Raw genomic sequence first — 20079 nt, 5'->3', positions numbered from 1 at the left:
CAATTGCGGTAGTGACAGACAATGGCCGCTTGCTACATTGGGAAAACCGTCCTTTCACGAAAAAAGTCCCAGTCAATGGGACCTAGTCTTCTCACCATTATAAAGAAGAACGCGCGCTTCTTCAATCAAACATTACGGCTCGCTGGCTTCACTGGCCGAAGCTGCTTTGACGGGCAGGTGCAGATGCACGTTGACCAGCCGGGAATTTTCAATTTTGCCGGACGTCAGCGTGCCGCCGGGAATCGGGACGGTTTCCTGCTTGTGGGTGCTGGGAATAACGCCGAGTGCGTTGATCACGTAGCCGGCAATCGTGTCAACATCCGGCGCCTGCAGGTCCGTGCCAAAGGCCTCGTTGAAATCGCTGAGCGTCATGCGGCCGTTCACCAGGTAATCGTCCTGGTCCAGCTTGGTGTAATTGACCGTGGTGGCATCAGACTCGTCGTCGATGTCGCCGACGATTTCCTCCAGCAGGTCCTCAATCGTCACCAGGCCGACGACCCCGCCATACTCGTCAAGCAGGATGCCCATTTGCTGGTGGCGAATGCGCATCTCAGTCAGCAGGTCGTCAATACTGATGGTTTCCGGCACAAACAGCGGGTCGGTCATGATGTCTTCCAGGCGGACCTGGGCGAAGCCGACCTTGCGCGCCTGACTCAGCAGATTTTTGATGTGCACGATCCCGACCACGTTGTCCTTGTCTTTTTGATAAATCGGGATGCGCGAGTACACATTGCCCAAAATTGCGTCAATGGCGGCTTGGTCCGGCTGGTCAGCGTCGACCATGAAGGCGTCGATCCGCGGGACCATGACCTCGCGGGCCAGCTTGTTGGACAGGCTGATGATGCCTTCCAGCATCGCGTACTCATCCGGGTCGATGGCCCCTGACTGCTTGCCGCTTTCGATCATCGCGGTCATTTCCTCACGGGTCACCTGATTTTGATCGGTGTTGAACTTAATTGGGGTGAGTTTCAGCAGCAGGTTGGTCGACGCTGACAGCAGCCAGACAAACGGGCGCAGTGCCACCCCAATCACGGAAATCGGGGTGACGGCGGCCTTGGCCACCTTTTCCGTCATTTGCAGTGCCACCTGCTTGGGGTACAGCTCGCCGAACACCAGCGAGAAGTACGACAGCATCACGGTAACCAGCAAGACTGCCAGCTCATGCGCAAAACTCACGTTGCCAAACCACGGCTCGATGCGCCCGGCCAGCGTGGTGGCCGCCGAAGCCGACGCAAAGAAGCCGGCGAAGGTGATGCCGACTTGAATCGTCGCCAAAAAATTGGTGGAGTTGTTCATGATCTTCAGGAGCTTTGCCGCCTTTTTGTCGCCGGCCTTGGCCTGGCCCTGAATTTTGCTGCGGCTCAAAGACACCACCGCGATTTCTGCGGCCGCAAAGCACGCGTTGACCACGGTTAAAATTACGATCAAAAGCAACTGGCCCCATAAGGCCCCGCCTGAATCACCACTCATAAACTGTTCATCCTTTCGCCGCGCTGTTGATAACTATAATTTTACCGGCTTGACCGCTGACCCGGCAAGCAATTAAGGTTTGGGCTGCTGGTCAGTCGGCTTGGCCAAAAGCGGCTCTTGGGCCGCCTGGTTGCGGTGGAATCGGTAAAGCTCCAGCGCATAGGTCAGCAGCGTTTTGATCACCGCGTAAACTGGTACCGCCAAAATGGTGCCTAAAATGCCCCAGATGTTGCCCGCCACCAGCAGAAGCACAATGATGGTCAGCGGATGAATATTGAGACTGCGGCCAATCACGTTCGGGTAAATCAGGTTCCCGTCGGTTTGCTGTACGATCAGCACCACCACGATCACCAAGGCGACCTTGCCCCAGCCGACGGTCAGGGCAATCAACAGCGCCGGGGCGATCCCGATGTACGGGCCGAGGTACGGAATGATGGTGACAACGCCGGCTACGAACCCGAGCAGAAACGCGTAAGGCATGCCGATAATCAAATAACCGATGAAGGTGAACGTGCCGACGAACAGACACTCAATGGCCTGCCCCGCAATGTAATGCGACAGCGTCTGGTTCATTCGGGTGAAAACGGTTTGAATCTCCTCGCCGTAGCGGTCCGGCAAAAGCCGCTGCACTGCCGGCACGAAGCGGTTCCCATCCTTCAGCATGTAAAACAGCAGCACAGGGATGGTGATTGCGCCGATCACGACCGACGCGACGGAGCCAATCAGGCCGGGCACGCCCGCCGAAAAGTCGCCCAGCACGTTCTGCAAGATTTTCGCCGGTTCGACCTGCATCTTGCTGACCAGCTTAGCCACCCCAAACTTCTGGTACCAGCGGTAATGCGACAGCTGAGTCAAGTCGTCGCGCAGTTCGCGGACAAAGCCGGGCAACCCGGAGATCAGTTGCGTGACCTGGTCGATCAGGTTGGGAATGATGGTCGCCACCAGAAACCCCAGCAGCGCCAGCACTACCACAAAAATCAGCGCAATGGCGGCCGGCCGCGGCAGCTTCAGCTTGCCCAGCCAGTTGACCAGCGGATTAAACAGGTAGAACAAAAAGCCGGCCGCGATGAACGGAATCAATAATGTCGAGAAAAACGTCGCGATCGGTTTGAACAAAAAGCTCAAGTTCGTCAGCCCGATGATTAACGCCACGATGATTAAGGCTTCAAGCGACCAGAACATGAGTTTAGATTCACGGATTTTCTGAAACACTATTCACACCTTCTTTCGGTATGGTCTATAATACACGCATTACCCTATAAACCAAAACAGGAAGTCGATACTGAAGATGGAATTCAAAGTTAGCACCGATACCAACAGCTCAGTTTACCAAGACGCGCTCGCCATTCGCACCACCGTCTTTGTCAAGGAGCAGCACGTGTCACCTGAACGCGAGGTCGACCAAGACGAAGCCAAGGCCACGTACTTTGTCGCCTATGATGACGGGCTAGCCGTGGCCACCGCGCGTTTGCTGCCGGCCGATTACGGCTTTCACGTGCAGCGCGTCGCCGTTCTGGCCCCGTACCGTCATCACGGCGTCGGCAAGGTGCTGCTTGAACACCTCGCAGACTACGCTGAGGCCCATGGTGCTCACGAACTGCGCTTAGGCGCCCAGGTCCAGGCGGTCGGGTTTTACAAGGCGCTGGGTTACACGCTCACCGAAAAGCCAGAATTTTTGGACGCCGGCATTCGCCATCGCGAGATGCACCGCATTTTTGCCTAAACACACGAAAAAGGTCGCCATTTTTTACTGGCGGCCTTTTTCATCGGGCAAAGCGCGGCTTTGATGCACATGGTGCTCAATGCGGCGCTCGGGGCGCACCCACAACAATAGCAGCAGCACATCGATGATGATGGTCAAACCTGGCCAGATAAACGCGGCCAAAATCGCGATCACATTGCCGCCAATCGTGACGATCGGTTTGTAGTAGCCCTGCCCGAGCAAGTCTTTGAGTGCCGCATTGTGGCGGTCGGCCCGGATCAGCGTCTGAATCAGCAGCCAGTACGTGACGTCGGTGGCCAGCACCACGAACCCGTAAGTCATCTCTGGTGCGCGCGCCAGCACGTGAGTGGCACCCACCCAGTCTGTGGCAAACGGGAAAAACGAGGCCGCAAAGAGAAACAGGATGTTGGCCCACAACACACGCCCGTTGATCCGCTTGACCAGCAGGAACAGGTGATGGTGATTGTTCCAATACACCGCCAGCGTGAAGAACGACACGAAATAAATGGCAAAAATCCCGCGCATCTGCCACAGTGCGGCCCAGCTGCCAGTGCTTGGGGCGTGCAGTTCCAAAACCATGATTGTGATGATGATGGCGATCACACCATCGGTAAAGGCTTCAAGCCGATTTTTGGGCATCCGCGCCCCTCCTCATGCCAGGTTATTCTGTTGGAGCCTGCGTCGTCATGTCCGCGAGGTAAGCCTGCTGCTTGGCCTGCCAGAACTGAGCGTCAGCATCCGTAATCGGCCGCATGACCCGGGCCGGATTGCCGACCACGACCACCGAGTCGGGCACGTCCTTGGTCACCACGGCACCGGCGCCGATGACGACATTGCTGCCAATGGTCACCCCAGGCAGCACAGTGCATTCGCCGCCAAACCAGACATTATCGCCGATCGTGATCGGCTTGGCGTACTCGAGCCCTGCATTGCGCACATCAGTATCGATCGGGTGCGCCGGCGTCAGCAGACTCACGCGCGGTCCCATCAGCACGTTGTCGCCGATGGTGATTGGCGCCACGTCCAGCAAGATGGGATCGTAGTTCGCGTAAAAGTTTTTGCCGATACTGATGTGGCTGCCGTAGTCGACCTGCAGGCGCGGCTCGATGTAGCCCCCTTCGCCAAAGGCCTTGAAAAGTTGCGTGAGGATCGTGCGGCGGCCCGCCTGGTCGGCAACGCTGGTGCGATTGTATGATTCGGTGAGCAGCCGGCTGCGCATGCGCGCCTGGTGCAAGTCCTCGGCGCCGGCATCGTACAGCCGACCGGCGAGCATTCTGTCATGATCAATCGAACTCATCGTAGCCCTCCATTTGGTCCTTGTTGATGTACAGCAGGTAGTGCACCTCACTGACTTGGCCATCCACCACCGGATACGACTCCAGGTAATACGGATTATCGGTTTGGCCAATGTGAGCAGGAATTGTGAAGCCGGCTTTTTCCAGCATCTCAAAGCCCTTCCCAACTGTGGTTTGCACCGGCAGCTGGTTGAGCACCCCGTTGACCGGGTCCTCCGCCTTGCCCACCGTCCCGGCCGGCAGCGGCACAGCTTCCAGCCCTGCCGGCGCGTCTACGCCCACCGGGGTCAGGCTGCCGATCCAGTACTGAAAATTGCCGTACGGGGAAAACACGACTAGGTAGGTCCGGTTGGGCTGCTCGCACAAAGCGTCCAGCTGATCAAAGTAGCCGGCGCCTTCAAAATCCTGCCAGGCCGGGTAAAACGTGCCCATCTGGTCGCTGCTTTCGGCGGTGTACACCCGGCCAACAAACTGGCTGGCGGGTTGATCGATCAATTCTGTCATGATTTATCCTCCATCACAAGGCGCGGGCTGGGCCGCGCTTAATCGGGTTCCGACTGACAACGCGCGAATGTCTAGCAAGGACTGCCCTAACGCCCGCTCCGCGGCCGCCAGGGCAGTCCAAGCTAGCCATCGTGCTAAAGGCCAGAGTCTTAACGCCATAATCGGGCTCGGACTGACAACGCACGAATGTCCAGTCAGGCCCGCCCCAACGCCCGCTCTGCGGTCGCTGGGACAGTCCAGACTAGCCATCGTGCTAAGACCGTCAGTCCTCACACCTTCTTACAAAAACAGCGCGAGTGTTCCTCGCGCCGAAGCTTACACCCGGTGAGACAGTTGCAAGTACCGGTTGTACCATAAATCCACATAAGCCGCTGAAAACGGCCCTTTGCCATGGTTGATCCAATCGACAAGCACACGCACGTTGGCCTTCAAGATGCGGTCAGTGGTTTGCGGGTATTGCCATTTACGGCTGTGTGCCTCGTATTCATCGACGTCGAGCAGGCGCTTCTCCCCATCCGGGAAGACCTTCACGTCCAAGTCATAGTCGATATATTTCAGCGCTTCCTGATCCAACACGGAAGGACTGGCGAGGTTGCAATAGTAAGACACGCCGCCTTCTCTGATCATTGCGATCACATTGAACCAGTAATGTTTATGAAAATACACGATTGCCGGCTCACGCGTCAGCCATCGTCTGCCATCGGATTCGGTCACCAAAGTGTGATCGTTACAACCGATAATTGCGTCTTCGCTGGTCTTGAGGACCATGGTATCCCGCCATGTCCGGTGCAAGCTCCCATCGTGCTTGTAGCTCTGAATGGCGACATAATCGCCTTCCTTAGGGATTCGCATTGGGTTATCCAGCTTTCAGCATTATCTTTTTGTCCTTTCAAGTATAACAGAAAGGCCAGGCGCCAGCTAGGGTCCTACTCGTCCTCCTCCAGCCGCGCGAGCGCCGCATCGATCGCATCGTAGTCAAACCCCTTGCGCACCAGGGCCTGCTTGACCCGATTGCGCCGATCAAAGCCGGTGTACTTCCGTTTGAGGCGCCACTGTTTTTCGACCTCACGGGTCAAAAGGTCGGCCTCCTGCTCCGGATCAGGTTCGAGATGTAAATCGGCCAGCGCGGCGCTGGCCACAGCACCCTCGAACCCTTTTTGCATCAGGGCGAGGCGAATCTTGGCTTGCTGATCCTTGAAGGGCTTGTGCTGGGTGCGGCGGGCCGCTTTTTTGGCGACGCGATTGGCCACCGTGCGCCACTGGTCAGCCGTAACGTGTTCCACCGCCTGGGCGGCGATGTCCGGGTGCACGCCTTTTTCCCGCAGACGGGCTTCGACCTGGCGCGGTCCGCGCTCGCCCATTGAGAGGTTGTCGCGCACCAAAATATCGGCGTACTGCGCATCGTCCAGCAGGCGAATGGCCTTGAGGTGATCCGTGACTTGTTTGATGACTTCCACGGGCACCTCGTCTTGCCGCAGCCGGTCGCGCACTTCATGCACCGTACGCGGCTGGTGGCTGATGAAGTTCAGCGCCGTGGCATTGGCCACCGCTGCCACCTCAGCCGCCTGCACCGCCTTGACGTCCTCCGGTGCCAACTCAAGCCCCTTGATCAGCCGATACTTGACCAGAGTGCCTTCGCTGACGGCAAACGCATACTTGCCGTCGAGGAAAATATTGTACCTGCCACGGCGTTTCTGGGCAGAAATTTTAGTAATTGTTTGCATCTGGCGACCTCCTCAAAAGAATTATTCCATGACTTGTTATGGTACAATATAACTTAATTAAAGTGTGTCGATAAAGGGGTGGATGGTTTGTTCGAAGATTATTTCTTTGATAAGCGGACAACGACCACTTATCAGGTCTTTCGACTAATGAAAGCCCACGCAACGACTAACTTCACCATTAACCGGCTGACTCAGGAATCCGGCCTCAGCTACTCGCAAACTTATAACGCCTATCAGGAAATCATGGCCGACGTTCAGGAAATGTATCCCGGCAAGCCGGTGACCAACACCAGCGAGGGCTTCACGCAGGTCGCCGGACCGCTCACGGTCGACGAGTACCGCTTCCACCTGTTGAACCAGTCAATGGCCTTTCGCTTTTTCGATTACGCCTTTCGCACCGGCGCCGCCAACGTGCACCAGTTTTGTGCGACCACGGCGACCAGCATCTCCACCCTGCGCCGGCGGATTGCCCCATTTCGGCGCTACATGCAAGGCAAAGAGATTCGCCTTGACGCCAGCACGTGGGCGCCGGATGGTTCCGAAACCCAAATTCGGCTCTTGATTTTAACCTTTTACCTGCTCGCTTACCGAGGCGTGGGCTGGCCGTTTTCCGAGGCCGCCTTCAAGAAGGCCAAGGCCGCCTTTGATTTGCTGAATCAAAAACGGCGCGGCGGTCTTTATACGCCAACGGCCGTGCCGAACAAGCAAGACTTGATGATCCTAGCAATCCAGGCCATGCGGATCCGAAGCGGACACGTGGTTTCGCCAAGTGAGCAGCTGCCAGCGCTGTTTGCCCCCGATGACACCAGCCGCCAAGTGTACAGCACTGCACACTTCCCTGACCTCAGTCCGGCAGCCCTGGAATGTGAGCGGAATCACTATGACCTTTGCCGAATGCATTACGTGTCGATGCGTGAGACGCTGACTGCACAAGATCAAATTATTATGGAGCGGCTAGCCGTGCCAGACACGCCGGTGCACCGCTTTGCCCAGGGGTTGCTGGACTTCCTGCTGGCGGCCTGCGATCCGAGCACGCCCGAGGCCAGGCCTGAAAATCACGCTGTGCTGCTGGCCAACCTGCACCGCATCGCTTTTTCCTACCTGAACTTGGACGGCCGTTTTGCCACGCGGCTGGACTTTCTCAACCGTGATGCCAACGAGGCCAAAAAAGGCCGCCTGCCGGCACTGATCCGCGAGTACTTCGACCAGCTCCAGCCCGAGGCAGTCGGTGCGCTGGCCGAGTACTACAGCACCATGTACCTGCAACTCTACACCGTCATCGCGCCTGACTTTCCTGAGCTGAATGTTGACCACCAGCTCAAGGTGACCGTGATCGTGGATGAGGGCACCTTTATGAGCCGCGACCTGTTCACTTTTCTCAAGGGACTGCACTATGTCAAGCTCATACCTCCGGATGCCCAAAAGCTGCCGGATGTCATCATCACGACCCTCAACACCAACGGCGTGCTGGACCGTTACTATTCCGCTGAGCGGCTGGCCCGCGTGCGGGTCATCAATTGGCAGCTGGCGCCGGAACAAGATGATTTCTACAACCTCATGAACACGTTGTACAAGGTGAGGCCGCAAATGTTGGCCGCAAGGGACTGATTTCAATCAGTCCTTTTTATTTGGCCGCGGGCGCAGGGCGATTTTGGCGATAACCAGGACCACCACGGCGACGAGCAGCGCGATCAGCACGACCACGTTGTTCAGCAAGTACCCGATAATGCCAAACGCCAACAGTATCAGCAGCACGATTAAAAAGCCGTTCCCATTTAGTAAATTCATCTCGCGCCCCTACCGGTGGACCGGCACTGCCCGGTACCCGTTGAAATAGTTGACCGCCTCAAAAATGATCAGTGCGATCACCACCAGCACCGTTAACACGGTGTTCGAAATCGCTTTGAAGTACCACACCGCCGCAATCAACACGACCAGGGCAATCATGTATGCGTAAACCAGGTTGCGATTGGGTTCGAGCACGAAGCTCGCGTCCGGCGACTGAAAATTCAGCTGATGCGTGCGCGAATAGTGCCCCACCTTGAACGTCACCGTATCGCCGCGGCGCACGGGCAGCGTCATCTCGGTGCCGGTCATCAGTTCCTGAACCTCGCCGTTGTGTGTGATGTAAGCGACCATTTTTCTTGAAGAATTTGATGCTAGTCTGATTTTCACGGTTGTTTCCTCCTGCAAGAATTATACCCGAGTTGGTGCACCCGTGCCATGTCCGCTATAATACGGGCAAAGGAAGTGCCACATGGAAAACACAGTGCAAGTCGGGACTCGCTTCCCGCTGACGATCAAGCGACTGGACATTAACGGTCGTGGAATCGGTTACTACAAACGCAAAATCACCTTTGTTGAAGGCGCGCTGCCTGGCGAGGTCGTTGTGGCGCAAGTGAGCGCCGTCCACGACCGCTACCTGGAGGCCGTCACCCACCGGGTGAAAAAAGCCTCGCCCAATCGCGTGAAGCCCGCTGAGCCGCTGTACGGCCAGATCGGCGGCGTCGAGCTCAACCACCTCGCCTACCCCGCCCAGCTGCAATTCAAACGGGATGTCGTCGCGCAAAGCCTGGCTAAGTTCAAGCCGGCCGGCTGGCAGCATTACGAGCTGCGCCCCACGATTGGCGCGGCCGACCCGACGCATTACCGCAACAAGGCGCAATTTCCTGTCCGGGTGATCGACGGCCACGTGCGCGCCGGCCTGTACGCGCCCCACTCGCATCACCTGGTGCCGCTGACCACGTTTTTGACCCAGCGGCCAAAGACCATGCAGGTGGTGACTGCCCTGTGCCAGCTGCTTGAGGAGCTGGCCGTGCCGATTTACGACGAGCAAAAGCACGCCGGCATTATCAAAACGCTGGTGGTGCGTGAATCCGCCGCCACCGGCGAGGTCCAGGTCACGTTCGTCACTAACTCCCCTAAGCTGCCGCACAAGGCGCAGCTTTTGGCGGGCATCTCTGCCCAGCTGCCTGATGTGGTTTCAGTGTCGCAAAACATCAACCCCGGCGAGACCTCGCTGATCTGGGGTCCGGAGACGCAGCTGCTGGCCGGTCAACCCTACATCACCGAACAGCTGCTGGGCCGCAATTTTGAGGTCTCCCCGCAGGCCTTCCTGCAGCTGAATCCGGCGCAAACCGAGGTCCTGTACACTGAGGCGCTCAAGGCCTTGGATCTGCGGCCTGGCGCCAAGCTGGTTGACGCCTACGCCGGCATCGGCACCATCGGCATCAGCTTGGCCAAGGCGGCCGGTGAGGTGCGCGGCATGGAGATCATCTCCGCCGCCGTTGACGACGCCAACCGCAACGCCAAACTGAACGGCGTCACGAATGTCCACTACGAACTGGGCACCGCCGAGGACCTGTTCCCGCAGTGGCTCGCGCAAGGCTTTAAACCCGACGCCGTGATTGTCGATCCGCCTCGGTCTGGCCTCGAGCGGCCATTCATCGACGCTTTGCTCAAGGCAAGGCCGCAGCAGTTCGTCTACATTTCCTGCAACCCGTCGACCTTGGCCCGCGACCTGGTGCCGCTGACCCGTGCCTACCAGGTCGACTACATTCAATCCGTCGACATGTTCCCGCAAACGGCGCACTGCGAAGCCGTTGTCAAGTTCACGCGAAAGTAAGGAGGACCCTTCATGAAAATTTATTTTGCCAACGCCTTGTTCAGCGAGGCCGATTTTGCCTTTAACGCGCAGCTGGTGGCCAAACTCCGCCAGGCCGACCCCAGCTTGGACATCTACCTGCCGCAGGAAAATGCCAGCATCAATGACAAGAACGCCTATGCGGATTCCAAGATGATCGCCCAGGCGGACACTGACAAAGTCCTGGCAGCCGACCTGATGATTGCAATCTTGGACGGCCCCACCATCGACGTCGGCGTGGCCACCGAAATTGGGGTCGCCTACGCCAAGCACATCCCCATTCTCGGCCTTTACACCGACTCGCGGCGGCTGGGCGCCACCAACCAGCAAAAGCTGGCCGCGCTCCAAGACGTCGCAGAGAATCAGTTCCATTATCTCAATCTCTACACGGTCGGCCTGATCAAGCTGAATGGAGAGGTGTTCACCTCGACTGAGGCCCTCATCCAGGCGGTGCTGAAGCGCGCCCAGTAACCAAGCAGACCAAAATGAGGCTGCCCAGTCGCAATTGACTGGGCAGCCTCTTTTTACTTTTCTCTTACTTGTCAAAGTGCGCCAAGAACTGCAAGGCCGCCGCGATGACTTGATCCATGTTGTAGTAACGGTACATGCCAAGCCGCCCGCCAAAGGTGATCTGCGGGAAGTTTTCAGTGGCGTAGTTGCGGTACTTCGTGAACAGGTGGTCGTTGTCCTGATTGTTGACCGGGTAGTACGGTTCCACGCCGCGCGACCAGTTCTGCGGGTACTCGTGCGTGACCACGGTCTTACCCTTGTTGCCGGCGCCGAACTCGAACCACTTGTGCTCAATGATCCGCGTGAACTTAGTGTCGCCGTCGGTGTAGTTGATGACCGCGTTGCCTTGATAGTTGTCCTGATCGAGGACCTGCGTGTCAAAGCGCAGGCTGCGGTATTCAAGCTCGCCGAAGCGGTAATCGAAGAACTCGTCGATCATCCCGGTGTAAATGATCCGGTCGTAGTCTTTCAGGTAGGCGTCCTTGTTCGCCAGAAAATCGGTGTTGAGCTGGACTTTAACGTTCGGGTGATCGAGCATTTTCTCGACGATCTGGGTGTAGCCGCCGATGGGAATGCCCTGGTACGGGTCGTTGAAGTAGTTGTTGTCAAACGTGAAGCGCACCGGCAGCCGGCGGATGATGAAGCTTGGCAGCTCCTTGGGGGCGCGACCCCACTGCTTGGCGGTGTAATCCTTGATCAGCTTGGTATAAATGTCTGTGCCGACCAGCGAAATGGCCTGCTCCTCGAGGTTCTCAGGCTTTTTGCCGTTCAGCACCGCGCGCTGCTCAGCAATTTTGGCTTGCGCCTCCGCCGGAGTGATCACGCCCCACATTTTGTTGAATGTGTTCATGTTAAATGGCAGGTTGTAAAGCTCGCCCTTGTAGTTGGCGACGACCTCGTTCGTGTACCGGTTGAAGGCCGCGAACTGGTGCACGTAATCCCAGACCTGCTTGCTGACCGTGTGGAAAATATGTGCGCCGTACTGGTGCACCTGAATGCCTTCGACTTCTTTGGTGTAAATGTTGCCGGCAATGTGGTCGCGCTTGTCGATGACCGTGATGTCATCGCCGCGCTTGGCCAACTCGTTGGCGCTGACGGCACCGAACAGCCCCGCCCCTACGATCAGAATCTTCATTTTTTCTCAACCACCTTCACGGTTACTATAACTACCAATATACCACAGTGCCCGGACCACCGGCCGGTCAGGAATGGTCATGAAAAAGAGCTGGCAACAAACTGCCAGCTCTCAAAGAAGCCAATAAATTACTTTTCCTCGTCGGCCAGGATCTGGCGGAACGGAATCAGGCTCTCGGCGTGATACTTCTTGACGAAGGCATCGACGGCCGCAGGGTCTTGCGTCTGCTTGTCCAGAACTAGCTGCTCAACAGGAATTGGCCGCAGGTCGGAGATCTTGACATCGATCACGACCGGCCCCTTGGCGTCCTTAGCCTTGGCAAAGGCCTCCTTCAGCTCGGCCAGCGTGTGCACCTCAAAGCCAGTGGCACCCAGCGCTGCGGCCGCAGTGCCGTAATCGGCATCGATCAAATCGACCCCGGAGTGCGGCTGCTTGGTGTCGTCCTGCTCGGCCTCAATGAAGCCCAGGGACTCGTTGGTCAGGACCACGTTGATGATTGGCATGTGGTACTTGACCTGCGTCAGAATGTCCTGCATGACCATCGCAAAGCCGCCGTCACCAGAAATCGACCATACCTGGCGATCCGGGTATTCCGCCTTGGCGCCGATGGCCGCCGGCAGGGCGTAACCCATCGTCGCGTACCAGCCGCTGGTGGTGAAGCGCTGGTGCTTGTCGGTGTTCAAATAGCGCATGCCGTTGATAGTGACATTGCCGACATCGACTTGGAAAATCGCGTCGTCAGTCGCCATGTCATTGATCTGCTTGAAGACTGGCTCAACGCGCAGCGGCGTCTCATCGTCGTCCTCAAACGACTTCATCCAGTCAGCCCAGTTCTGTTTGTTCTTCAGCGCGGCCCGGTACCAGCCAGTTTCAGGCTGCTGGGCGATGGCGTTGGTCAAAGCGACTGCCGTCTTCTTGGCATCAGCTAGGATGGCCACGTCAACATGGTGACGGCGGCCAAACTTGGCGCTATCAATGTCGACTTGGATGTACTTGGCCTGAGGGCCGATGAAGAAGCTCTGGAACGGCATGTCCGAGCCCAGGAACAGCACTGCATCTGTGTTTGATGCAATTTCGATCCCTGGCTTGGAGGCCACGCGCCCGGCGGAGCCCATGTTAGCCTTGTAGGAATCCGGGATAATTCCCTTGCCAAGCGCAGACGTCAGAATCGGCGCATTCAGCTTTTCGGACAAGGCAATAATCTCCTCGCGCGCACCGCGGGCGCCGTTGCCGACGTACAGCAACGGGTGCTTCGCCTCGGTCAAAAGCTTGGCCGCCGCCGCGATTTTTTCTGCTGGCGGCTCTGGCAGGAGCGGCTTCTGGTAGTCCGCTGCGCGAGAAACATAATTGTCCTCAATTTCCTGCCAGCCCAGGTCCTTTGGAATCGTGACGACTGCCACGCCGCTCTTGGCGTAGGCCTGCGCGATCGCGTCATCGATCACGGCGGGCAGCTGCTCGGCGGTCATCACGGTGCGGTTGTAGACAGAAACATCCGCAAACATCGGATTCTCGTTCATTTCCTGGAAGAAATTGGTGTTCATCGCACTCGTCGGCACCTGGCCAACCAGCACGAGCACTGGCACATGATCCCACTGCGCGTCATACAACCCGTTCAGCAGGTGGACGGCGCCAGGGCCGGCTGAGCCAAAGGTCACACCGATCTTGCCAGTCACCTTGGCCTCACCGACCGCGGCCAACGCGCCAACTTCTTCATGGCGTACCTGAATGTAGTTCAGCGTGTCCTTGCGGTTATAAATCGCGTTCATGGTCGAGTCAAAAGACCCACCAGGCAACCCGTAAATATTTTTTACGCCCCAACTTTCGATAACCTTCAGTCCAGCGTCTGCTGCATTGATTTTTGTCATGGTCTCGCCTCCAGAATTATTCTACTTACGTTTAATAAGTATTGACGTCTTTTAGTATACGCAAACAGCTTACCAAATACAAGCAAATTTAAATGAACACCGTTAGCCATACTTTAACACACGCTGTGGCCACGCTTACACCAAATCGCCTCGCCACTTTTTGACCTAACTAAGCCGAAAAAAACCGACCAGCAGCAACGCTGATCGGCTTCACTTGCTATCGGGCCCGGTACTGGCGCTCTTGGCCGGTCACGCCGGTCAAAATAAACGGGCCGGCGTAATAGTCGGGATTGGTTTGGTAATCCGCCTTTGCATACGGGACGGCGTCCTGAAAAACGCGCTCGTACTCGGCAATGCTCAAAGCGCGCCGGGCGTTCAGTGCGCCAACATGCGCGGCGCCGTGCAACTGTTTTTCGAACCCTTCGACAAGCACCGCCGAGAAGAACTCCCCGACCGCCCCGGAACCGTAAGAGAACAAGCCCAGCCGGTCGCCAGCGGCCAAGCTGCTGTCATTTTCCAAGAGCGACAGCAGCCCCAGGTACAGCGAGCCGGTGTAAAGGTTGCCAATGCGCCGACTGTACTGAATGCTGTGATCAAAATGCATGAGCAGGTCCTGCTGCTTGGCTGCATCTGCTTCCGGCAGCACCTGCCGCAGCGCCTTGAGCCCCATTTTGGTGTAAGGCAGATGGAAGGTCAGCGCCTTGAAGTCAGCCAGCCCTAAACCGGTGGTCTTTTTATAAGCGGCCCAAGCCAGCTGGAAGAAGCGCAGGTACTGCTCGGTAGAATACTTGCCGCGGGCCAGCGCCTGGTCCGTGTACACCGGCCGCCAGAAATCACCAATGTCCTCAGCATGCACGGCGGAATCGTCATTGATGACCAGCAGCCGTGGTGCCGCACTGACCAGCATTGCGACAGCGCCGGCGCCTTGGGTGACCTCGCCGGCCGTATTCAGGCCGTAGCGCGCAATGTCGGCGGCGATCACCAGTGCCTGCTTGGTCGGATGCACGGCCACGTAATCGCGCGCCATCATCAGCCCAGCGGTGCCGCCGTAACACGCCTCCTTGATTTCTAGCACCCGCGCCGTCTGGGGCAGTCCGGTCAGCTTTTGAATGAAGAGCGCGCCGGCCTTGCTGGCGTCGACGCCGCTTTCGGTGCCCAGGACGATGAGGCCCAGGCGCTCCGCATCAATACTGGCCTGAATCTGCTGGACTGCCGCAGCGCCCATGGTGACGACGTCCTGGCTGGACGGCGGGACGGCCTGCTCATCCTGGCCGATCCCGATCGTGTATTTATCCGGGTCGACGCCGCGCACCTCAGCCAGCTGCCGTAAATCAATGTAAAAATCCGGGCTGTATAGCCCCAGTTGATCGATTCCAATGTCCATTTACTGTTTCCCCCTAAGCTCGTTCAACAGTTGTCTGGCAGAAGTCAGGTCGCGCGCCTCTGGTGTGAGCTTCGCCGCGACGGCTTCGATCTCAGTGCCAGTCGCCCCGGCCGCCATTGCCAGCGCCCGGGCCTGCAGCGCCATGTGACCGGCCTGAATCCCCGGTCCGGCCAAGGCGCGCAATGCGGCCAGATTCTGCACCAGCCCCAGCGCGGCGAGACTCATCTGCAAGTCGGCGACAGTGTCAAAGCCGCCAAGGCGCAAGGCCGCTTGCGCCTTGGGCAACGCGCTGATGGCACCACCCACCACCCCGACCGGCAAGGGCAGTTTGATTCGTCCGACCAACTGATCCCCTTCGAGCTGCCAAGTGCTGAGCGGTTGCCCTTTGCTGTAAGCACTGATCGCGGCGGCCACCGCGCGCGTGTCGTTGCCAGTGGCAAGCACTGAGGCGTCAATCCCGTTCATGATGCCTTTGTTATGCGTCGCCGCGCGCATCGGATCGCTTTGCGCCAAATCACTCAGCGCCGCGATTTTTGCGGCAATGGCAATGCCGTTCCCTGCTTCGGTCGCGATCGTCGCCGGCGAGAGCGTCACCTCGGCACGCACCAACTCGCTGCTGCCGTTAGTCAAAATCGCCACCAGCGCAGGGTGATCGAGCAGCCCAGAAGCCGCAGTCGCCACCGCCTCGGCAATCGTGTTGGCCAAATTTGCGCCCATTGCCAGACTGGGATCGATGGTCAGCTGGATCACGAAAAAACGGCCGCGGCGAACACACGTCAATTCCTTGAATCCGCCGCCGCGCTTCACCGCAGAAGGGTGAGCCGCCGTAGCCGCCGCAAACAGCAGCGCGCGGTGCTGCGCCATCACGCGTTCAGCGTCACCATTGTCGGCCAAGCCGTCAAACACGACTTCAGCAATCACCCGGTGCGGCTCAGCGCTGGCCTTCACCCCGCCGTTCAGATTGGCCAGACGAGCGCCGTTACTGGCGGCCGCGACGACGGACGGCTCTTCTGTCGCCAGCGCGACCTGGCGCACCACCCCATTGACGGTCAGATTCCGTGCAACGCCGATCGGCAGCGCGTACTGGCCAATCTGGTTCTCACTGAGATTGGCCGCCACATCGGCGTGCAAGCCCGGCGCGGCCAGGCACTCGGCGTCTTGCGCCGTCAGCGCGCCTTCCGCGATCAGCTGCGCCCGCCGCTCCTCTGGCGTTTGCTCGTAAAATTTCGTCATGGCCGCGCCACCTGCATGGCCACACCGATGCCACCGCCGACGCAAAGCGCCGCGACACCGGAATGCTGATTTCGATTTTTCAGCGCGTAAAGCAGTGTGACCAGCACCCGCGCGCCGGAAGCGCCGAGCGGATGGCCGAGCGCCAGCGCACCGCCGTTCACGTTAAGCTTGGCGGGATTAAGCGCCAGCTCATTAGCCACAGCGATACTTTGCGCGGCAAACGCCTCGTTGACCTCAAACAGGTCGATTGCATCCAATTGGGAACCAGTTCGCTTCAGCAGTTTTTCAATCACGCGCTTGGGCGCATAACCCATGAAATTCGGGTCGATGCCGCCTTCGCTGTAGCCGCTGATGGTCGCGAGGTATGGAATCCCCTCCTGGTCCGCCAAGTCCTTGCGCATCAAAATCAGCGCCGCGGCACCGTCGTTGATGCCGCTGGCGTTGCCGGCGGTGACTGTGCCTCCCTGCTTGAAGGCCGGCCGCAACTTGGCAAGCTTCTCCAGGCTGGTATCTGGGCGCGGTCCTTCGTCCTGGCTAACGACCACGGCGCCGCGCTTGATTTTCACCGTCACCGGCACGATTTCGTCGACAAACGCCCCCGTTTGCTGAGCGGCGACGGCCTTTTGGTGTGAGGCAAGGGCAAACTGATCCTGGGCCTCGCGGGTCACGTTGAACTGATCGGCGACATTCTCCGCCGTGATGCCCATCGGCAGCCCGGTGAAGGCATCGGTCAGGCCGTCGCGCATGACGCCGTCAACCAATTCGACGTTGCCCAGCGCGTGGCCGGCTCGCATTTTCGTCGTGTAGTACGGCGTCTGGCTCATACTCTCCGTGCCGCCAACCAGCACAACGTCCGCATCGCCGAGCAGAATCGCGCTTTGGCCAAGCCGCACCGCCTTCAGCCCCGACCCGCAGACTTCGTTGACCGTCATCGCCGAGCTCTCTGTCGTCATCCCCGCCTGAAGCGCGATCTGACGGGCCACGTTCTGGCCACTGTTGGCCTGCAGCACGTTGCCGAACACCGCCTGATCGATACGGTGCGGGTCAATGCCTGCGCGCGCAATGGCCGCCTTGGCCGCAGCCGCGCCCAGCGCCACGGCGGATTCCTGCGCCAGCGCGCCATTCAACTTACCGATCGGCGTGCGGGCTGCACTGACGATAACCACTTCTGTCATGAAATCGCTCCTTCGATTTTCGCTTGATAACAATTATACACGGCCGGCCGGACCGACAGCTTTGGCCTTAAGAAATCTTACAAAATGGCCGCCTTCAGGTAGAATGGAGAGGAAACGGAGGCGGCGTTATGCGTGTGATCGATCTGCTGGCCTTGATGGCCGACCAAGATAAAAAAACGCCGGTCCAGTTGCGGGCCGACGGCGTTCAAAGCAATTTTGATAAAATCTTGACGGCGGACGCCAACGAGGAGCGCCAAGCGATCCTCGTGCCCAAGTCCTCAGGCCACCCGCGCCACCTGTGGGAGCTGGCCGTGCTGCTGGACCAGCCGGGCCTGCGCACCCGCTACCTTTATGTCCAGGAAAAAGCCGGCAAGCGGCCGCTGTTTGGCACCCAACAGGTCGCCGGCGTGCTCGTCATCAACTGAACTTCAGCTTGGCAGGCGACGCATCAGGCGCTTGAGGTGCGGCCGGTCGATCAGCATCACGTCAAGCTGGTCGGCCAGCTCCTTGGCGGCGTCGGTGAAGTCAGAGTTTGTGATGACCGCAGCCTCATCACACTCGTAAAAGCTGTGCCCGGAGTAGGCCTCCTGCACGGCTTTGTTGCCGACCTGACCCTCGTACCGCTTGCACTGAAAGCCCACGGTTTTCTTTTTCTTCGTGCCAATAATGTCGATGCCCTGATCGCCCGAGGCCTTGGTGGTTTTCAGGCGCTTAAAACCGTTGCGCCGCAGCAGGTAGACGCAGAAGCGTTCGAACTCCTCGCCGTCCATCTGGTCCACCTCCTCCATCTGCAGGTCGCGGAACTGGAAGTGGTGATGGTAGAGCATCATCGCGTTGACCGCGACCCACGCTACAATAAAAATGAAGCTGGCCAAGTCGAAGTAGCCGCGCCACTGCGTCAGATACTTGCGCCCGAAAAATGCGTAGACCAAAGCAAGCGCGAAGCCGAGGGTCAGCAGCCAGTATAAGCGGTGGAAAAATGCGCGGAGGCCTTGAACAAGTCGTTTCAATGAAATCACCTTTCCTGATGCACTCCCTCAATATTACCAGAAGACCTTGCCCGGCGCGGCGCAATTTTCATTGAAACTGCCTCTGCAGTCCGTTACCATTGAGGGATAGACGAAAGGAAGCGCTCTCTTGTGAAAATCTCCTCCAAAGTATTCTACCGGCTAGGCTCGGAAAATGTCATGCAGTACTCACTGCAAAATGATCACCACATGACCCTGAATTTTCTGACCTTCGGCGCGCGGGTTCAGCAGGTCCGCCTGCCCAACCGCGACCAGTTCGACCCCAACCTGACCATCGGCTTCATCACCTTCCAAGACTACGCGGAAGACCCTGGCCACTTCGGCGCTGTGATCGGTCCGGTGCAAGGCGAAAGTCCTGAGCTGCCGCCCGACTCTGGTCGCACCGGCTGGCAGAACTACAACTGGGACGCCGAGACCGAGCAGGAAGATGACCATGTGTCAGTCAAGTTCACCCTCGAGTTGGGTGACCATCAGGATGGCCTGCCTGGCAGCCGCCGCGTCAGCATTGTCCACACGCTGGACAACCGCAACCGCTGGACCGTCGACTGGCACATCGAAACTGACACGCAGATCAAGATCCGCCCGCGGCTGAACGTTGCCTTTGCGCTGACCGGCGACCCCGCCCAGAGTGTGATGGACCAGCACCTGCGCCTCGACGCGGAACCCGTGCCGCTGCCCGAGCGCACCCTGACCGCCGAAGCGACGCAAGCCTCCCTGACAGCGAAGGACTGGGCGCTGACCGTGTCCACTGAAGCCAAAGGCCTGACTGTCGACTCCTATGCCGACCTCAGCGCCGCGCACTACTTCAACGGCATCACCGGCGCCCCTCACGCTGCGGTCGCGATCTACCCGACCACCCCGCTGTTCACGCTGATGCCTGGCGCCGCGTTTGAGCGCCGTACCGTCTTCACGCTTCACGCGCTGGCTTAGGTGGTGAGTCGATGAGTCTGACGACCTCTGCTCTTCTTGCGCTGTTCTTGCTTCTTGTATTGACTGTCGCCACTGGTTGTCTAGTCAAAAGCCGTCCAATCCGGCGAGCCTTGGGCATAGTCACCGTGTTATTTGCCTTGGCACTAGTCGCCGTTTTGATTAAAAGTCTAATATAACCATACGAAAGGCTTTTGAAGCGCGTTGTGCCTCAAAAGCCTTTTTGTCGTCTAACGAATTTAGAACACACTAAGGACACCACCTCTTGCGAAATGGTGTCCCCTGCCACCAGGTTTAACCCTGGTGGCCTTTGTTGCAGGGTTGCCCCTGCCTGCTATCCTCGCTGCGTCGCCGCTTTGAGTCGCTTTATTAAGTTAGGAAAGTGATAGCAGCATCCTGTCATGCGTCCTGGAAGGACCCTGCGCTTCTAACGCAGTCTTCATAGCCTAACAGATCTGAAGGC

Annotated in this window: 21 protein-coding genes; 6 read left to right on the top strand and 15 right to left on the bottom strand. The window is 58.3% G+C overall.

Features of this window, described 5'->3' with window-relative positions:
- Window positions 1–132 precede the first annotated feature (132 nt).
- Together JUE30_RS05775 and JUE30_RS05770 are read right to left on the bottom strand one after the other, a co-directional pair.
- Window positions 133–1470: a hemolysin family protein gene (locus tag JUE30_RS05775; RefSeq protein ID WP_203624026.1), complete on the bottom strand. Its 1338-nt coding sequence runs from the start codon at window positions 1468–1470 to the stop codon at window positions 133–135.
- Between the two features lie 72 nt (window positions 1471–1542).
- Complete coding sequence (locus JUE30_RS05770) at window positions 1543–2682, bottom strand: AI-2E family transporter (RefSeq protein ID WP_203624025.1); 1140 nt, start codon at window positions 2680–2682, stop codon at window positions 1543–1545.
- Between the two features lie 76 nt (window positions 2683–2758).
- On the opposite strand from JUE30_RS05770, the gene JUE30_RS05765 reads away from it, so the two are divergent.
- Window positions 2759–3193, top strand: a complete 435-nt coding sequence (locus tag JUE30_RS05765) for a GNAT family N-acetyltransferase (RefSeq protein ID WP_203624024.1) — start codon at window positions 2759–2761, stop codon at window positions 3191–3193.
- A 24-nt stretch (window positions 3194–3217) separates the two neighbouring features.
- Here the strand turns inward: JUE30_RS05765 and JUE30_RS05760 are convergent, their stop codons facing one another.
- The 5 genes from JUE30_RS05760 to recX form a co-directional block, all read right to left on the bottom strand.
- Window positions 3218–3832 carry a TMEM175 family protein gene (locus tag JUE30_RS05760; RefSeq protein WP_203624023.1) on the bottom strand — a complete coding sequence of 205 codons (615 nt, stop codon included), beginning with the start codon at window positions 3830–3832 and terminating at the stop codon, window positions 3218–3220.
- Between the two features lie 22 nt (window positions 3833–3854).
- Window positions 3855–4490, bottom strand: a complete 636-nt coding sequence (locus JUE30_RS05755) for a sugar O-acetyltransferase (protein WP_203624022.1) — start codon at window positions 4488–4490, stop codon at window positions 3855–3857.
- On the bottom strand, window positions 4477–4992 hold the full coding sequence (locus JUE30_RS05750) for a hypothetical protein (RefSeq protein WP_203624021.1): 516 nt from the start codon (window positions 4990–4992) through the stop codon (window positions 4477–4479). Before JUE30_RS05750 ends, JUE30_RS05755 begins: the two co-directional genes overlap by 14 nt.
- Window positions 4993–5307: 315 nt before the next feature.
- Window positions 5308–5844: a DUF402 domain-containing protein gene (locus tag JUE30_RS05745; RefSeq protein WP_125755279.1), complete on the bottom strand. Its 537-nt coding sequence runs from the start codon at window positions 5842–5844 to the stop codon at window positions 5308–5310.
- A 74-nt stretch (window positions 5845–5918) separates the two neighbouring features.
- A complete protein-coding gene (gene recX / locus JUE30_RS05740) occupies window positions 5919–6716 on the bottom strand; it encodes a recombination regulator RecX (RefSeq protein ID WP_203624020.1) in 798 nt (265 codons plus the stop codon).
- Window positions 6717–6803: 87 nt separating this feature from the next.
- Between recX and JUE30_RS05735 the strand changes: the two genes are divergently transcribed.
- Window positions 6804–8324 carry a helix-turn-helix domain-containing protein gene (locus JUE30_RS05735; protein WP_203624019.1) on the top strand — a complete coding sequence of 507 codons (1521 nt, stop codon included), beginning with the start codon at window positions 6804–6806 and terminating at the stop codon, window positions 8322–8324.
- Window positions 8325–8330: 6 nt separating this feature from the next.
- On the opposite strand, the gene JUE30_RS05730 is transcribed toward JUE30_RS05735, so the two are convergent.
- Window positions 8331–8504, bottom strand: a complete 174-nt coding sequence (locus JUE30_RS05730; RefSeq protein WP_164506270.1) for a hypothetical protein — start codon at window positions 8502–8504, stop codon at window positions 8331–8333.
- Window positions 8505–8513: 9 nt separating this feature from the next.
- Complete coding sequence (locus tag JUE30_RS05725; RefSeq protein WP_203624018.1) at window positions 8514–8891, bottom strand: hypothetical protein; 378 nt, start codon at window positions 8889–8891, stop codon at window positions 8514–8516.
- An 82-nt stretch (window positions 8892–8973) separates the two neighbouring features.
- On the opposite strand from JUE30_RS05725, the gene rlmD reads away from it, so the two are divergent.
- Window positions 8974–10341 carry a 23S rRNA (uracil(1939)-C(5))-methyltransferase RlmD gene (gene rlmD, locus JUE30_RS05720; RefSeq protein ID WP_203624017.1) on the top strand — a complete coding sequence of 456 codons (1368 nt, stop codon included), beginning with the start codon at window positions 8974–8976 and terminating at the stop codon, window positions 10339–10341.
- A gap of 12 nt (window positions 10342–10353) precedes the next feature.
- Window positions 10354–10830 carry a nucleoside 2-deoxyribosyltransferase gene (locus JUE30_RS05715; RefSeq protein WP_203624016.1) on the top strand — a complete coding sequence of 159 codons (477 nt, stop codon included), beginning with the start codon at window positions 10354–10356 and terminating at the stop codon, window positions 10828–10830.
- Between the two features lie 64 nt (window positions 10831–10894).
- Here JUE30_RS05715 and glf read toward each other — a convergent pair whose 3' ends face one another.
- From glf to JUE30_RS05690, 5 genes are all read right to left on the bottom strand, one after another.
- Window positions 10895–12004 carry a UDP-galactopyranose mutase gene (gene glf, locus JUE30_RS05710; RefSeq protein ID WP_203624015.1) on the bottom strand — a complete coding sequence of 370 codons (1110 nt, stop codon included), beginning with the start codon at window positions 12002–12004 and terminating at the stop codon, window positions 10895–10897.
- A 128-nt stretch (window positions 12005–12132) separates the two neighbouring features.
- Window positions 12133–13869 (bottom strand): pyruvate oxidase, encoded by a 1737-nt coding sequence (gene spxB / locus JUE30_RS05705; RefSeq protein ID WP_203624014.1) that lies wholly within the window; start codon window positions 13867–13869, stop codon window positions 12133–12135.
- A 217-nt stretch (window positions 13870–14086) separates the two neighbouring features.
- Window positions 14087–15253, bottom strand: a complete 1167-nt coding sequence (locus JUE30_RS05700; RefSeq protein WP_203624013.1) for a hydroxymethylglutaryl-CoA synthase — start codon at window positions 15251–15253, stop codon at window positions 14087–14089.
- Window positions 15254–16486: a hydroxymethylglutaryl-CoA reductase, degradative gene (locus JUE30_RS05695; protein WP_203624012.1), complete on the bottom strand. Its 1233-nt coding sequence runs from the start codon at window positions 16484–16486 to the stop codon at window positions 15254–15256. It lies immediately after the preceding gene.
- Window positions 16483–17661: an acetyl-CoA C-acetyltransferase gene (locus JUE30_RS05690; RefSeq protein WP_203624011.1), complete on the bottom strand. Its 1179-nt coding sequence runs from the start codon at window positions 17659–17661 to the stop codon at window positions 16483–16485. Before JUE30_RS05690 ends, JUE30_RS05695 begins: the two co-directional genes overlap by 4 nt.
- Window positions 17662–17789: 128 nt before the next feature.
- Here JUE30_RS05690 and JUE30_RS05685 point away from each other — a divergent pair, with 128 nt between their 5' ends.
- Window positions 17790–18086, top strand: a complete 297-nt coding sequence (locus JUE30_RS05685) for a hypothetical protein (protein ID WP_203624010.1) — start codon at window positions 17790–17792, stop codon at window positions 18084–18086.
- A 3-nt stretch (window positions 18087–18089) separates the two neighbouring features.
- Here the strand turns inward: JUE30_RS05685 and JUE30_RS05680 are convergent, their stop codons facing one another.
- Window positions 18090–18671, bottom strand: a complete 582-nt coding sequence (locus tag JUE30_RS05680; protein WP_374706423.1) for a restriction endonuclease — start codon at window positions 18669–18671, stop codon at window positions 18090–18092.
- A 129-nt stretch (window positions 18672–18800) separates the two neighbouring features.
- On the opposite strand from JUE30_RS05680, the gene JUE30_RS05675 reads away from it, so the two are divergent.
- Complete coding sequence (locus JUE30_RS05675; protein ID WP_203624009.1) at window positions 18801–19619, top strand: aldose epimerase; 819 nt, start codon at window positions 18801–18803, stop codon at window positions 19617–19619.
- The last annotated feature ends 460 nt before the right edge of the window (window positions 19620–20079 follow it).

This window comes from Lacticaseibacillus sp. 866-1, assembly GCF_016861825.1.
In the GTDB taxonomy this organism is placed as follows: domain Bacteria; phylum Bacillota; class Bacilli; order Lactobacillales; family Lactobacillaceae; genus Lacticaseibacillus.
Note: the sequence above shows the minus strand (reverse complement) of the source record. Positions and strands in the feature narration are given on the sequence as shown.

Bases quoted from the DNA above. Each gene is read 5' to 3' on its own strand.
- spxB (WP_203624014.1), bottom strand. From the start codon at position 13,869: ATGACAAAAATCAATGCAGCAGACGCTGGACTGAAGGTTATCGAAAGT.
- JUE30_RS05685 (WP_203624010.1), top strand. From the start codon at position 17,790: ATGCGTGTGATCGATCTGCTGGCCTTGATGGCCGACCAAGATAAAAAA.
- JUE30_RS05690 (WP_203624011.1), bottom strand. From the start codon at position 17,661: ATGACAGAAGTGGTTATCGTCAGTGCAGCCCGCACGCCGATCGGTAAG.
- JUE30_RS05750 (WP_203624021.1), bottom strand. From the start codon at position 4,992: ATGACAGAATTGATCGATCAACCCGCCAGCCAGTTTGTTGGCCGGGTG.
- JUE30_RS05745 (WP_125755279.1), bottom strand. From the start codon at position 5,844: ATGCGAATCCCTAAGGAAGGCGATTATGTCGCCATTCAGAGCTACAAG.
- rlmD (WP_203624017.1), top strand. From the start codon at position 8,974: ATGGAAAACACAGTGCAAGTCGGGACTCGCTTCCCGCTGACGATCAAG.
- JUE30_RS05695 (WP_203624012.1), bottom strand. From the start codon at position 16,486: ATGACGAAATTTTACGAGCAAACGCCAGAGGAGCGGCGGGCGCAGCTG.
- recX (WP_203624020.1), bottom strand. From the start codon at position 6,716: ATGCAAACAATTACTAAAATTTCTGCCCAGAAACGCCGTGGCAGGTAC.
- JUE30_RS05730 (WP_164506270.1), bottom strand. From the start codon at position 8,504: ATGAATTTACTAAATGGGAACGGCTTTTTAATCGTGCTGCTGATACTG.
- JUE30_RS05700 (WP_203624013.1), bottom strand. From the start codon at position 15,253: ATGGACATTGGAATCGATCAACTGGGGCTATACAGCCCGGATTTTTAC.
- JUE30_RS05775 (WP_203624026.1), bottom strand. From the start codon at position 1,470: ATGAGTGGTGATTCAGGCGGGGCCTTATGGGGCCAGTTGCTTTTGATC.
- JUE30_RS05715 (WP_203624016.1), top strand. From the start codon at position 10,354: ATGAAAATTTATTTTGCCAACGCCTTGTTCAGCGAGGCCGATTTTGCC.
- JUE30_RS05755 (WP_203624022.1), bottom strand. From the start codon at position 4,490: ATGAGTTCGATTGATCATGACAGAATGCTCGCCGGTCGGCTGTACGAT.
- JUE30_RS05760 (WP_203624023.1), bottom strand. From the start codon at position 3,832: ATGCCCAAAAATCGGCTTGAAGCCTTTACCGATGGTGTGATCGCCATC.
- JUE30_RS05765 (WP_203624024.1), top strand. From the start codon at position 2,759: ATGGAATTCAAAGTTAGCACCGATACCAACAGCTCAGTTTACCAAGAC.
- glf (WP_203624015.1), bottom strand. From the start codon at position 12,004: ATGAAGATTCTGATCGTAGGGGCGGGGCTGTTCGGTGCCGTCAGCGCC.